The organism is Dokdonia sp. Asnod1-B02, assembly GCF_045063955.1.
GTDB lineage: Bacteria > Bacteroidota > Bacteroidia > Flavobacteriales > Flavobacteriaceae > Dokdonia.
In genome coordinates this window covers 63,781-78,582 of sequence record NZ_JBEFNW010000002.1, presented here as the reverse complement: position 1 = coordinate 78,582, position 14,802 = coordinate 63,781, and the positions used below count along the sequence as shown (strand labels likewise).

The 14,802-nt window shown below is 37.5% G+C and carries 12 protein-coding genes; 6 read left to right on the top strand and 6 right to left on the bottom strand.

The features are described from left to right. Positions 1–157 precede the first annotated feature (157 nt). Positions 158–556: a hypothetical protein gene (locus tag ACJJVU_RS00320; RefSeq protein WP_405220988.1), complete on the top strand. Its 399-nt coding sequence runs from the start codon at positions 158–160 to the stop codon at positions 554–556. On the opposite strand, the gene dnaE is transcribed toward ACJJVU_RS00320, so the two are convergent. From dnaE to ACJJVU_RS00305, 3 genes are all read right to left on the bottom strand, one after another. Then, on the bottom strand, positions 557–4,948 hold the full coding sequence (gene dnaE, locus ACJJVU_RS00315) for a DNA polymerase III subunit alpha (protein ID WP_405220986.1): 4,392 nt from the start codon (positions 4,946–4,948) through the stop codon (positions 557–559). Between the two features lie 145 nt (positions 4,949–5,093). Continuing rightward, the gene (locus ACJJVU_RS00310; protein ID WP_405220983.1) at positions 5,094–5,540 is read right to left on the bottom strand and encodes a PA2169 family four-helix-bundle protein; all 447 of its coding nucleotides are present in this window, start codon (positions 5,538–5,540) and stop codon (positions 5,094–5,096) included. Positions 5,541–5,877: 337 nt separating this feature from the next. Further along, positions 5,878–6,690, bottom strand: a complete 813-nt coding sequence (locus ACJJVU_RS00305) for a DUF6252 family protein (protein WP_405220980.1) — start codon at positions 6,688–6,690, stop codon at positions 5,878–5,880. Between the two features lie 130 nt (positions 6,691–6,820). Between ACJJVU_RS00305 and ACJJVU_RS00300 the strand changes: the two genes are divergently transcribed. From ACJJVU_RS00300 to ACJJVU_RS00285, 4 genes are all read left to right on the top strand, one after another. Continuing rightward, a complete protein-coding gene (locus ACJJVU_RS00300; RefSeq protein WP_108877753.1) occupies positions 6,821–7,336 on the top strand; it encodes a 30S ribosomal protein S16 in 516 nt (171 codons plus the stop codon). A gap of 196 nt (positions 7,337–7,532) precedes the next feature. Continuing rightward, positions 7,533–8,057 carry a ribosome maturation factor RimM gene (gene rimM, locus ACJJVU_RS00295; protein WP_013750339.1) on the top strand — a complete coding sequence of 175 codons (525 nt, stop codon included), beginning with the start codon at positions 7,533–7,535 and terminating at the stop codon, positions 8,055–8,057. Next, the gene (locus ACJJVU_RS00290) at positions 8,058–8,819 is read left to right on the top strand and encodes a tRNA1(Val) (adenine(37)-N6)-methyltransferase (protein ID WP_405220976.1); all 762 of its coding nucleotides are present in this window, start codon (positions 8,058–8,060) and stop codon (positions 8,817–8,819) included. A gap of 58 nt (positions 8,820–8,877) precedes the next feature. Then, positions 8,878–10,056 (top strand): acyl-CoA dehydrogenase family protein, encoded by a 1,179-nt coding sequence (locus tag ACJJVU_RS00285; RefSeq protein WP_339845453.1) that lies wholly within the window; start codon positions 8,878–8,880, stop codon positions 10,054–10,056. Positions 10,057–10,156: 100 nt separating this feature from the next. Here the strand turns inward: ACJJVU_RS00285 and ACJJVU_RS00280 are convergent, their stop codons facing one another. Beyond that, positions 10,157–11,059 carry a NifU family protein gene (locus ACJJVU_RS00280; protein ID WP_013750336.1) on the bottom strand — a complete coding sequence of 301 codons (903 nt, stop codon included), beginning with the start codon at positions 11,057–11,059 and terminating at the stop codon, positions 10,157–10,159. A gap of 305 nt (positions 11,060–11,364) precedes the next feature. On the opposite strand from ACJJVU_RS00280, the gene ACJJVU_RS00275 reads away from it, so the two are divergent. Then, positions 11,365–12,366: a type IX secretion system membrane protein PorP/SprF gene (locus tag ACJJVU_RS00275; RefSeq protein WP_339845448.1), complete on the top strand. Its 1,002-nt coding sequence runs from the start codon at positions 11,365–11,367 to the stop codon at positions 12,364–12,366. 94 nt (positions 12,367–12,460) lie between these two features. On the opposite strand, the gene ACJJVU_RS00270 is transcribed toward ACJJVU_RS00275, so the two are convergent. After that, entirely contained in the window at positions 12,461–13,342 is an 882-nt protein-coding gene (locus ACJJVU_RS00270) for an OmpA family protein (protein WP_339845446.1), read from the bottom strand. Between the two features lie 134 nt (positions 13,343–13,476). Further along, the gene (locus ACJJVU_RS00265; RefSeq protein WP_405220971.1) at positions 13,477–14,646 is read right to left on the bottom strand and encodes a VWA domain-containing protein; all 1,170 of its coding nucleotides are present in this window, start codon (positions 14,644–14,646) and stop codon (positions 13,477–13,479) included. Positions 14,647–14,802: the final 156 nt, after the last annotated feature.

Genomic DNA, 14,802 nt, shown 5'->3' with positions numbered 1-14,802 from the left:
AACCTATTGCTATTTATCGTTCTTTGTGTACTGATTATCTTTTAGATACGTAAATATCTAGCTTGTTAAGAGTGCTAGATGGAAAACCGATGGAAAATACTTTCCAATCCCTAATTGAAAAAAATATAAGAATGATTTAGAAACAAAAATTACCATTATGATGTTTAGAAAAATTGTTTTGTCCGCTTTCGCGAAAGCGCAAACAGAAACCCCTGGAAACACAAAAACACAATGGGCAGATCACCTAGCAAATAGTCTCTGGTGTGAGTGTAATTATCAAATCTCAAGAAGAACACTTCTTAATTATTACAATAATTATCTAGAAGATGGAGATAACGAAGAGCTATCGCCAAATGCAAAGATGATAGAGATGCTCTGTAAATACCTAGGCTACCCTAACTATGGAACATTTCTTTTGCATCAAGCAAGTATACAAAGTGTCGAAAGTAACGAGTACCCACAAGCGTTCACCTACACATTGCAGACAGAGAGCTACAAGGAGGAAGTGACTATACTTGTACGAAGGGAGCTAGTAGCTCCACGTAATGTGGCGTAACTAGTTGAGTTTATAATGGACGCTATTCTCTTCTAAAGTGTCAAGAAGTTCTTGGCAGATTTTTACTTTTATGCGCTTGCTGGGCATTTTCACAAAGAGTTTTTCAAGTGGTTCAAAGACTTGAAAGTGAAGTTTAGCCTCACCCACATGTAGGTCAAGAATATTCTTTATTTCTTCTATGCGAGCCTCTGCAACCTCATTAATATCGATATTAATGGTTAGTTTTTTTGCATTTGTTTCCATTACATCCTGCAATTGCTGGATGCTATTAAACTGCGTTCTTGGATCACTTTTTCTACCAGTTTCTCTATTGGTAAAGCCATCCTTTATAAACACTTTTGCGTGTATGAAGCTATTGGGAATCAAAAAGTGACGCATCTTGAGGTACTCCTCTCCAAACATTCTAAACTCAAAGGTGTCTGTAAAGTCTTCTACTATAAAGGAAGCCCATCCTTTTCCATTTTTTGATACACGATGTTGTACGTCAGATATTACACCGCCAAAGGTGAGCTCTCTGTTAATATAAGCTTCCATCTGGTGGAAGTTTGACACCGTTGCATTGCAAAACGTTTCCATTTCTGTTTTGAAGTCATCTAGCGGGTGGCCTGAGATATATACTCCTACTACCTCCTTCTCACGTTTTAGTTTTTCCATAGTTCCCCATTCCTCACATGGAGGAACTTCTGGTTCTGGTATTTGAACTTCGCTAGATTCTCCAAAGAGACTTACCTGAGAGCTATTTTCATTTTCTTGGTAGCGTGCACCATATTTTACTGCTTTTTCTAAAAAGGTAATGTTATCTCCGTCGTGATTAAAGAATTGAGCTCGGTGCGTGTCTCCATCCATTTCATCAAAACCTCCAGCTAGCGCTAGACTTTCGAAAGCTTTTTTATTTGCGGCTCGTAAATCTACGCGTCGTGCAAAGTCAAAGACAGATTTATAATTTCCATCCTTTCTATTTTCAACAATGGTCGCAACAGCTCCAGTACCTACACCTTTTACGGCACCCATCCCGAAACGTACAGCACCACTATCGTTTACTGTAAATTTTCTAAAAGATTCATTCACATCAGGTCCTAATACTTCAAGGCCCATGCGTTTTGCTTCTTCCATGAAGAACGTTACTTGCTTGATGTCGTTCATGTTGTTAGAAAGTACAGCAGCAAGATACTCGGCAGGGTAGTGGGCTTTTAAGTAAGCAGTTTGATAAGCAATCCACGCATAACATGTAGAGTGTGACTTGTTAAATGCATAAGCGGCAAATGCTTCCCAGTCTTTCCAGATTTTTTCTAGCTTTTCTGGATCATGACCTTTGGCAGAAGCCTGCTCTATAAATTTAGGCTTCATTTTATCAAGAACGGCAATTTGCTTTTTACCCATTGCCTTACGAAGTACATCGGCCTCACCCTTTGTAAAGTCGGCTAGCTTTTGAGAAAGTAGCATTACTTGCTCTTGATAGACAGTAATACCGTACGTTTCCTTTAGATACTCTTCCATAGCAGGAAGGTCATATTCTATCTCCTCTTCACCATGCTTTCTTCTTACGAAAGATGGAATATATTCCATAGGTCCAGGACGGTAAAGCGCATTCATTGCAATAAGATCTTCAAACACGGTAGGTTTGAGAGATTGCATGTGCTTTTGCATCCCTGGTGATTCATATTGAAATATCCCTACAGTATCACCACGCTGGAAAAGTTCATACGTTTTTTCATCGTCAAGAGGAAAATTCTCTGGATCGAGATCTACGTCATGTCTATACTTGACGAGTTTTACAGTGTCTTTTATTAAAGTAAGGGTCTTCAGACCCAAGAAATCCATCTTTAGTAGTCCAGCCTCCTCAACTACCGAGTTATCAAATTGTGTTACGTAGAGATCAGAATCTTTTGCTAGTGCTACAGGGACAAAGTTTGTAATGTCACTAGGCGTAATAATCACACCACAGGCATGAATTCCCGTGTTACGTACAGATCCTTCAAGCTGTCTTGCTTGACGTAGCATCTGGCCTTCAAGATTGTCGGCTTGTTCTAGGGTAATTAGTTCTTGTACTTTAGGTAAATCATCAGATCTAAAGGCGCTGCGTAGCTCTGCATCTGTTTTACCAAAAATCTTTCTAAGCTTACTCATCGTAGGGATAAGCTTTGCTATTCTATCTGCATCCCCTAATGATAAGTCTAGTGCTCTAGAGGTGTCTCGTATGGATGACTTTGCAGCCATGGTACCGTAGGTAATAATCTGCGCTACTTGATTTGCGCCATATTTATCAATTACATATTGCATTACTCGCCCGCGACCTTCATCATCAAAGTCAATATCAATATCGGGCATACTTACACGATCCGGATTTAAGAAACGCTCAAAAAGTAAGTCATACTTAAGCGGATCAATATTTGTAATCCAAAGACAATATGCTGCCACAGATCCCGCTGCAGATCCACGTCCTGGCCCCACAGATACATCCATCTTGCGAGCCTCTCTAATGAAATCTTCTACAATCAAGAAGTATCCCGGATAACCGGTTTTTTCAATTACATCTAGCTCAAAGTCTAAGCGTTCTACCACTTCTTCAGAGAGCTCTTGGCCATATCGTTTTTTTGCCCCCTCGTAAACAAGATGTTTTAAGAAAGCGTTTTCACCACGTTTTCCACCATCTATGGCGTCTTCTGGAGATACAAATTCTTGTGGTATGTCAAATGCTGGAAGTAATACATCTCTTGCTAGTTCGTAAGGTTCAATTTTATCAACAACCTCTTGTACATTTAAGATAGCTTCTGGCACATCTGCAAAGAGCGTTTTCATCTCATCAGCACTCTTAAAGTAGTATTCGTCATTGGGTAATCCAAAACGATATCCTCTACCACGACCTTTTGGTGTGGCTACTTTTTCACCATCTTTTACACATAATAAAACATCATGCGCATCTGCATCAGACTTATCAATGTAGAAGGTGTTGTTAGACGCGATAAGTTTTACATCATGCTTTCGCGAAAGCGAAATTAAAACAGGCATCACACGATCTTCATCTTCTTGCCCGTGACGCATGATCTCGACATAGAGGTCGTCGCCAAATTGTTCTTTCCACCAAATAAGAGCTTCCTCGGCTTGTTTTTCTCCTACATTAAGAATCTTACTTGGCACTTCACCATATAAATTTCCGGTAAGTACAATAAGATCTTCTTTGTATTGCTCAACAACTTGTTTGTCTATACGGGGAACGTAATAAAAACCATCTGTGTAGGCTATAGACGCCATTTTACAGAGATTTTGATATCCGTTTTTATTTTTGGCTAAAATGACAATTTGATATCCGTTGTCTTTTTGGCTCTTGTTTTTGTGATCAACACACACATTAAACTCGCAACCTATGATGGCTTTAAGCGGCACATGCTCTTCTGCTTCTCCAGCTTCTGTGAGTTTTGTGTTTTCCGCTTTCGCGAAAGCGTTATGACTTTTTACCGCTTTTGTAAAGTGAAAAGCACCCATCATATTTCCCATATCTGTCATAGCAACAGCGGGCATTTTGTGTAGTGCAGCAGCTTTTACAATATCTTGAACGCTTGCGGTAGATTGTAATATGGAGAATTGTGAGTGATTATGAAGGTGAGCAAACTTTACATCAGAAAGCTGTTCTTTATTTTCTTCTATCTCTGCCTTAGAAATCTCTGGAGTATCATCTTGAGCAGCGAGCGCTTGAGCAATTTTTGCCGAAGCCTTCTTAAGATTTATGTGCTTAAGCCCAATAAAAGTAATAGGCTGAGGATTAGATTGAGAGAATCTATCAAAATAATCTGGAGCAACATCTAGCTCTTCCTTTGTATAAACACGCTGGCGTATAAGTTCTAGAAAGCAACGTGTAGTTGCCTCCACATCTGCCGTGGCATTGTGAGCTTCTCCAAACCCTTCTCCAAACAAGTGCTTGTGTAGTTCTGTAAGTGTAGGTAGTTTAAACTTACCTCCACGTCCACCGGGTAGCTGGCACAAGGTTGCTGTTTTTTCTGTACAAGTGTCTAGCACTGGTAACTCTTGAAGATCATTACCTATGTTGAGTCTGTGAAACTCGGCTCCCATGATATTTGTATCAAAGCCTACATTTTGACCTACTACGTACTTTGATTTTGAGAGTGCAATATTGAATTTTGAGAGTACTTCAGAAAGTTCAATCCCGTCTCTTTCGGCAAGTGCTGTGGAGATACCGTGTATGCGCTCTGCATCATAAGGGATGTCAAATCCATCTGGTTTGATAAGATAATCTTGATGCTCTATGACATTACCCATCTCATCATGCAACTGCCAAGCGATCTGAATCGCTCTAGGCCAGTTATCTGAGTCTGTAAGTGGAGCATTCCAATTTTTAGGAAGTCCGGTGGTTTCGGTGTCAAAAATAAGGTACATAGGCGTAGAAAAAGTGGATATGAAAAGTACTACATTTTAGTGCTTTTTACATGAGATTACGGCTATGAGTTATCAACTTTTATGCACAAAAAAAATCCAGCCATAATGGCTGGATTTTCAATTTTATCTGGGTTGCATAACATACTTATGCCCACTCTTCTAGAGTTTTTACTTCGTTTAATGCATTCTGGATGCTATTGCGCTGCTTCTCTAGTACGTTTCTTGTTGAGCTTGGAAGTGACGTCTCTGCGAGTACTTCGTTATATGCTTCTACTGATGCTTTTTCTCCACGAATTGCTTCTTCTAGTGTTGACTCATCGTCATCTGTAGAAAATGCAGTTTTTACGTCCATCCATGCTCTGTGCATGTCTGCTTGGAAGCTTGTTCCCTTATCTACTTCTTGTCCAAAACTTCTTACTTCTTCTTTAATTTCATGTCCAAAGTTATATCTGTCTTGTGCACGATTTTGAAAAAATTTTTTTAAGCCAGTATTTTTTACATTTTCTGCTGCTTTCTTGTAACCAGCTTCTGCATCATACGACTTAGTTAATAGGCTATTTAATTTATTTGCAACTTCTTCTGTATAGTTCATAATATGTGTTTTTGTTGTTAGTATTGATGTAAAGATATAGGCATAAAGAACTATACATAAGTAGTTTAACTACCTTTAACCAGAAACATTTATAATTGGCTTCTTTTAACGTAAATCGATGTTAATTGTCTTAATAGTATGATAAGATAGGAAGCGATTGATGCTAGTGCGAGTAATTTGTTGCCATTGTAAATACAATACATAAACTATATGCAGCGACAATCGATAGATAATTAAGAAGGTTATCTATAGCAGAGTGTTGTTTTTTGGTATTTAAAGTAATCAGTTGTTAGTTGGGCAAACTAAAATTAGGCGATATAATAGGATATCAGCTCTACTAATAATTAATGGTGAACGCACCATCAGTAATTGAAAAGCCTTGAGCGGTCATGAAGTTAAATGTTCCTACAGCAATGTTGTTTTCTTGATCATTTGCTATAATTGTAATCTCACCAGATACAGCATTTGATATTCCAGAAGGAGTGGTGTAAGCGGCAGAGAAGTCAGGATTTGAACCAATGGTGTATGTTCCAGGTGTGCTGTTTATAGGGAAACTTATAGCTATATTGGTAGAAGATGTGCGACCTAGAACCGTAATAACATTACCAGAAACAACATGATTGATAACTATTGAGTTAAATACCGTTGTATTGATAAGAGCTTCAAAATTATCATCTATATCCTCAATTTCTGGTTGAATTACTACTGGAGTAAGGATAGGTACTCTATAAACGACACCTCTGCTAAATACTACAGTATCTGCAAATGACGGAGTAAAGGCAGTAAATTTAAAATCACCAGAAATCGTATTGTTTCCGTTAAATGTAAAGTCTAATAGACCGCTAGCTTGGGATGATGCAGTAGTAAAAACCTTTCCATCTTTGTTAACATAGCTAGCAACACTAGGATTGTTCTGACCGCCAAATGTAATTTGAGTTTGTGCTTGATTTTCTATTTGAAAGCTTATTACTTCTGCGCCAAGTTCTCCGCGTATCAATAAATCTCCGTCTTCATCAAAAATTGCTCGACTGTCTGAAGTACGCAGTAATACAGTGTCGCGTACACCTTGCAGTGCAGGTGTGTTATCTTCTATGGTACTACAAGAAATAAATGTAACAATAGAGATGAGAGCAAATAGTAAATTACGCATAATAAAAATTCAGAAATAGAGGGCAAAAGTACTTTATATTAAAGATATAACGTGATGAGTGCCAGAAAAATTATAGTATATTTGCAGACTTATTTAAAAACGGGGTCGGGTACCTCACAAATTAACTTTTATGTCAGTTAAAATTAGATTACAAAGACACGGTAAGAAAGGTAAACCTTTTTACTGGGTTGTAGCAGCAGATGCTCGCGCAAAGAGAGATGGTAAATACTTAGAAAAAATAGGTACTTACAATCCTAACAGTAACCCAGCAATCATTGACCTTGATGTTGATCTTGCTGTAACATGGTTACAAAACGGAGCGCAGCCTACTGAGACTGCAAAGCGTCTTCTTTCTTATAAAGGAGCAATGCTTAAAAATCACCTAGCTGGTGGTGTACGTAAAGGTGCACTTACTGAAGAGCAAGCAGAAGAAAAATTCAATGCTTGGGTAGAGGAGAAAGCTGGTAAAGTAGAAGCTAAGAAAGGAAATCTTTCTCAAGCAGAAGAAAAAGCAAAAGCAGAAGCTCTTGCAGCTGAAAAAGCTGTAAACGAGGCTCGTATCGCAGCAGCTCAACCAGAAGTGGTTGCAGAGACTGAAGATGCACCTGCAGAAGGTGAAGCAGCAGCTTCAGATTCTGAAGAGTAAAAAATCTAGTGGAAGCGTTATGCTTTCGCAAAATTTTGAAAATGCCCTAATTTAATTATTGGGGCATTTTTTATGGTCTAAGTTTATTATTACTAAATAGTAGCTAAAGCCTCCTATAAAATAAGCTTGCTGTGTGCGATTGCTTATCGATTAACTTTTACATCTTTTTATAAGATATCCCGTATTTTTACACCCTATGAAAAAAGAAGATTGTTTCTACCTCGGAAAAATAGTTAGAAAGTATAGCTTTAAAGGTGAACTCCTAGCTAAACTTGATACTGACGAACCAGAAATATATGTAGACATGGACTCTGTGTTTATTGATTTTGGTCCTAGTCTTGTGCCATATTTTATAGAGTCTTCTCAGTTACATAAGTCTAGTTTACTTCGAGTAAAATTTGAAGATATAGATACAGAAGAAGATGCAGATGATATGATAGGCGCAGGTTTATACCTGCCACTAGATTTGCTTCCTGAGTTAAAAGGAGATCAATTTTACTTCCATGAAGTGGTAGGATTTACTGCGGTTGATAAAGACTTTGGTGAGATAGGTACAATCACATATGTAAATGATAGTAACACGCAGGCCATTTTTGAAATTGACAGAGATGGTAGTCAAGTGCTTATACCTATGGTAGACGAGTTTATCAAGAAAGTAGACCGCGAGAACAAGCAAATGCACTTCGAACTTCCTGATGGATTGATTGATTTATACCTGTAGATGTCTTTAAAGCCTTTTCAATTTAAAGAATTTACGGTAGCCCAAGATCGCTGTGCTATGAAAATAGGCACAGATGGTGTATTGCTTGGCGCTTGGACTTCAGTGACTCAGTATCCAGACAGTATATTAGATATTGGCACTGGTACTGGTGTTATCGCATTAATGCTTGCGCAACGCAGTGATGCTATGACTGTAGACGCTGTAGAGCTAGATGATAATGCCTATGAGCAGGCTACCGAAAACTTTGAAAATAGCGTTTGGGGAGACAGACTCTTTTGTTACCATGCGCATTTATACGAATTTGCCGCAGAGATAGATGATGAGTACGACCTCATTGTGTGCAATCCACCTTTTTATATGGAGACGCTCAATGATGAGTCCACAGCATTGCAGCGTTCACGATCTACTAAGGATGGTGCGGCAATAGAAGCTAGAGAACAAGCACGCTTAGAAGAGTCAATGCCTTTTGAATTACTCGTAGGTGCCGTGGCAAAGTTACTATCAGAAGATGGGGCGTTTAGTGTGATTATTCCTCATGAAAGGGAGGATGACTTTATATTGTTATGCTCTCGTGCTGGTTTATTCCCATCTAGAATTACACGAGTAAAGGGTAACCCAACTTCGCCTATTAAAAGGAGTTTGATGGAATTCCGCTTTCGCGAAAGCGAACCAAAAACCAAAGAGCTTACTATAGAGCATAAACGTCACGATTATACAGATGACTATATTTCTCTAGTTAAAGACTTCTACCTCAAAATGTAGTAGGAATTTTGGGCAGTGAAAACGTTTTCGTTACTTTTACTACGCTAAAATAAATGCTATGAGACCAGATCTTTTTGAAGCTCCTGATTATTACAATCTAGACGACCTTTTAACAGAAGAACATAAGTTAATACGAGATGCTGCGCGTGCTTGGGTTAAGCGAGACGTTTCTCCTATAATAGAACAAGCTGCACAAGATGCAAAATTCCCAAAATCAATCATCCCTGGACTTGCAGAGATAGGAGCTTTTGGTCCTTATATTCCTGAACAATATGGTGGTGCTGGCTTAGATCAAATTTCTTATGGTCTTATCATGCAAGAAATAGAGCGTGGTGATTCTGGAGTGCGATCTACTGCATCTGTACAATCATCCCTAGTAATGTATCCTATATGGAAATATGGATCTGAGGAGCAACGCAACAAGTTCTTGCCTAAACTTGCTTCTGGTGAGTTTATGGGTTCCTTTGGACTTACAGAACCAGATCACGGGTCTAATCCTAGTGGGATGGTCACAAATTTTAAAGATATGGGAGACCATTATCTTCTTAATGGAGCCAAATTATGGATTTCAAACAGTCCTTTTTGCGATGTGGCTGTAGTATGGGCAAAGAATGAAGAAGGACGCATACACGGACTTATTGTAGAAAGAGGAATGGAAGGATTTTCTACTCCAGAAACTCATAATAAGTGGTCGCTTAGAGCAAGTGCAACAGGAGAATTGATCTTTCAAGATGTAAAAGTCCCTAAAGAAAATTTATTGCCTAATAAATCTGGATTAGGAGCGCCATTAGGTTGTCTTGATTCGGCTCGTTATGGTATTGCTTGGGGAGCTATAGGTGCTGCAATGGATTGTTATGATACTGCATTGCGTTATGCAAAAGAGCGTATCCAGTTTGGGAAGCCTATTGCTGCATTCCAATTGCAACAAAAGAAGCTTGCAGAGATGATTACAGAGATTACAAAAGCACAGTTGCTTGCACTAAGATTAGGGCAGCTTAAAAATGAGGATAGAGCAACCTCTGCTCAAATCTCAATGGCAAAACGTAACAATGTTGATATGGCAATAAAAATTGCTCGCGAAGCACGTCAGATCCTAGGTGGTATGGGGATTACTGGAGAATACAGCATCATGCGCCATATGATGAATCTTGAGAGTGTAATCACTTATGAAGGAACACATGATATTCACCTTCTTATAACCGGTTTAGATATAACAGGTGAAAATGCTTTTAAATAGTAATTGAATTAGTGGTTGAGACTACTAATTGAGAATAAATAAAATGCCCTTTACATTTATGATGTAAAGGGCATTTTCACTTAGTAGTAATAGAAGATAATTATCCGTTGATAGCTTCTACCATATTTATTTTTCCAGGTAACATTTGCTTAAGCATGTTTTCAATACCATTTTTAAGTGTGAATGTACTTGAAGGACATCCGCTACAAGCTCCCTGTAGAATTACAGAAACGTTCTGTGTTTTTGGATCGTAGTTTTTGAACATGATGTTACCACCATCACTTGCAACTGCTGGCTTTACATACTCTTCAATAATATTTACTATTTCCTTAGAAATATCGTCTAAAGTCTCAAACTTTTCTTCGGCAATCGCTTCTGCTTGCTGTGGCGTTTTAAGTTGAGCTGCTGTTACAATTTCTTTTCCATCTTGGATGTAATCACGTATAAACTCTCTTGTTTCAGTTACGACTTCATCCCACTCTGCAACATCATATTTTTGAACAGAAATATAATTTTCATCAAAGAAGACTTCCTTTACATAAGGAAGGTGAAATAAAGCCTTTGCCATAGGAGCATTTGCAGTGTCATCTATACTTTTAAATTCAAAAGCCGTAGTTACAAGCTTCTTGTTTGCAACAAACTTAAGTGTTGATGGATTAGGTGTAGACTCTGCATAAACTGTTACTGGTATTTTTTTTGCAGCAACATCTTCTATGATAACAAGTCCATTATCATTAAGATAGTCTTCTATTTGATTTGCAACTTCTTGTTGTACATCTATCCACTCTACAATGTTGTACTTTTCTATAGCAACAAAGTTTTGAGTAATATACACTGTCTTTACAAATGGAAGATAAAATAACTGTTGAGCAAGCGGCGAATTTGCAGCTTCATCTATATTTTTAAATTCGTAGCTGTTATGATTAACTAGAAACTGATCTGCCTGAAATTTTTTAATAGCAGGGTTAGAAGTTCCTTCTACAGATATACTATATGTTGACATTGATAATTTTTTTACAAAGGTATGGAAGATGGAGCGTACTTGGTATATAAAGTATGGGTAATGGCTTTATGAATATTTACTCTTTAAGTCTGTTATCATACGTGTCATATATTTGCGTGTACTAGTTAATATTGAGGGTATCTACATCGTAGTTGGGGAGTTATATAGCGTGATGTATTGTAAAAAGTCCTATATTTGAGAGCTATGGAAGTATTGTCTTTTATAGATTTTACTCAAGTTTAAAGTATACAGTCGTAAGGGTCATAATATCTTCGATTTGTAGCCGTATAGAAAAAGAAAAGTCCATGAGTTTAAAGAAATCCTACTTTCTAATAGCATTGTTTTTTGCACAATTTGCGATGGCGCAAGAAGGTATTCCAGTATATCTTGATTATTTACAGGATAATTTATATCTACTTCACCCATCAATGGCAGGAGCTTCTCAAACTACAAAGTTAAGAGGGACAGCTAGATCACAATGGGCAGGAGTAGATGATGCTCCAGCACTTCAAACAGTAAGTTTAAATGGTAGAATAGGAGATAATATAGGAATAGGTGGTGTTCTCTTTAATGATAGTAATGGCTATTTTTCTCAACAAGGGGTGTACGCTACTTTTGCATATCACTTAATGTTAGGGCGTAACTATGTAGATTTAAATCAGCTTTCTTTTGGGATAAGTGCAGGAATTATTCAAGGTAAGCTTGATGAAACTAATTTTGACCTTACAGATTTTGATCCTATTATAGCTGGGATAGAGCAGAGTGATTCTTATTTAAATATAGACTTTGGAATGTCTTATAATTTTTTAAATTTCTCTACACATTTTACTGTTAAGAATGCCATTCCAGTAAAGCGTGATATTTTCAGTGAAGATTTTGAGCCTAACAACCAGCGTCGCTATTTAATATCTATGGCGTATACAATTTCTCCTAATTATTCTGAATGGAGTTTTGAGCCATCTGTAATGTTTCAAGCTACAGATAGTACAGGCGAAGCTACAATAGATGTAAACGGTAAGGCATATTATAAAACAGACTGGGGTAGATTATGGGGAGGTCTTTCTTATAGAAGAAGTTTTGACGGAGCAGAGTTTACTACTAATGGAGAATCTGTAGACACTCAAAAACTTCAGTATGTAACACCATTTGTAGGAGGTATGTATGATCGTTTTATGTTTGGATATACGTATTCATATCAAAGCAACTCAGTAGTGTTAACTAACGGTGGTTTTCACCAAATTACGTTGGGTATCAACCTTGGTAAAAATAAAGAACCTTATGATTGTAACTGTCCAGCTATCAACTAGCATTCGGTTAGATATCTAGTTTAAAATATGAAAAAATCCCTCGCCAGTCATGGCGAGGGATTTTTAGTTTTATAATTATATGAGGTTATATCTCTTATTCATTAGAAGCCATGAGTGCTAGAAATTTATCTAGATTAGGTAGAATTAAAATTCTAGTTCTTCTATTTCTTGACATATTCTCTTTACTATCATTTTCTACTAAAGGAACATAGCTACTACGTCCAGAAGCAATTAGTTTTGATGGATCTACATTGTGCTTAGTTTGCAGCTCACGTACGATTGCTGTAGCACGTTGTACACTTAGATCCCAGTTATCCTTGAGGTATGAGCCTTTCTTTACAGTACGACTATCTGTGTGACCTTCTACCATTACTTCTACAGCTGGTTCAGAATTTACAACGGCAGCAATACGTCTCAAAAGAGCATCTGCTTCCTTGCTTACTCTATAACTCCCAGAGCGAAATAGCATTTTATCTGAAATAGAAATCTGTACTACAGTATCATCTATATCAATGTTAATATCATCAAGGGCATTTGCTCCATAAATATCTTTATCAAGGTTACGTTTAAGTTTATGAGAAACTGCAAGGTTCATAGAGTCTTCTAGTGTTTGTGCTTGAGCAAGCTCACTTGGATCTACATTTGCGAGTGCTGCTCTTAACTTCTGCTTTGTGTTTTCTGACATTACGGTACCATTTGTAGTAATCTCAAATTTAGCATCGTTAGAAGCTTGCAAATCAACGTTAGTATCACGTAGAGAATTGATTTTAGTATTGTAATCATCCACACGTTGCTCAATAGCTGCATATTTTGCTTCTATTTCCTCTTTTTCAACTTTAGTTTTAGTCAAAGTAACTTTTGTAGTGTCATACTCAGATTGAAGCTGAGTGTATTTCTTTTTTGAGACGCAAGATGTAAGTGCTCCAGCAGTCATTGCAATAAGTAGGGTATTCTTTGTAACTCTTGAAATAATCATAAGTGTTTAGTTTAGTGTTTACTTCTTAGTTATACGGTGAGAGGTTTTTGTATAGACGTTAAGGATATCATAAAGTAAAACATCTTGCATTTAACCACATATGCAAGATGTTTGTAGTTAAATAGTTGAATTGGTTATTCCCAGCTGTAATTTTTTAATCGACCTTGTTTTTTTATGGCATCCACTAGTGCGTTGCGAAGTTCATTGTCTTTAGCATTGGTTTTAGATTCAAGAAACTCTTTACGTTTTGCATTAAGATCAGCAATTTCTTGTTGTATTGCCATGCGTTGCTCTTTTTTCTTAGAAACGTACTTTTTTATTTCCTGTTCGGTTTTCCCTTTGAGTTCTTGAGGGAGACTAGTTTCTTTGAGCTCTACTATGATTTCTTCATTTTCTTCCATGGCATCTACAAGGTCCCAGCTAGTATTTTTATATAATCTAGAGCTTTTGCTCACTGCTCTTTTTACAGCATTTGCATTACCATAAGATTGTGCATTGCTGTCTTGACTACTTTGCAGAGCAAGCTTAGATGAGGCGAGATTTCCATATCCTACATAGGTTTTGTTAAGCTCTTCATTCTTTTGTAAGATCTTATCGTCATATGGTGATGGTACGTGTACAGTAGCGCGATCACTATTTATTGCTATGTAATCTCCTTGAGTAAGTGATGCGCCATCTTTCCAATTTGTGTTGAGCCCTTCATTATAATCACCACAAAAAATTGTGTTTATAGTGACATCCTTTCCGCAGGCATTGCTGGCAGCATCTTGGTAACGCACTGGTCCTTGATCAAAAGGTTCATTACCAGCTATAAAAATAAGGTTGAGATCGTTTTTGTTTTTACCCCACTCTAATTGATTGAGCGAATTTTGAATCACATTACCGCAATATTCGTTTCCTCCATTTGTTGTGAGAGAAAAGAGGTTTTTAGAGATTTCATCCAGATCTGTACTAAAAGCACTCACCATACGTATATATCCTTCTCTTGCATTGAGCCTGTCATTCCCATATTCATAAAGAGCAATTTTAAGAGCTGGACGACTTTCATTTCCGCATTTGGCTTCGGCTAGTTCGTTGACTAGCTCCCACAATTGTGCTCTAGCTTGATCAATCAACCCATCCATACTATTAGAAGTGTCTAAGAGTAGTGCTACTTTGATGGTATTTTGTACGGGATCTTTTTTTAATGATGAGGCGTGATTTTTTTCCGCTTTCGCGAAAGCGTGCCCATTCACATTTCCATTTGTGGCTAAGAGTCCGCTGTGTAATGCAAGTGTCATTGCTAGAATAAAAAGAGTTTTCATTTGCTGATTTTTATGATGAATAGAATTCAAAATTACTATTATCAAAAGTCAAATTTTAGATAGAATGAGGAAACAGAACATATGAATGAGTGAACAACCCTGTGCGCTTAGTGAAAGGAACGTTTTTATGTGTAAAACCATGAAAATATGCGTGTT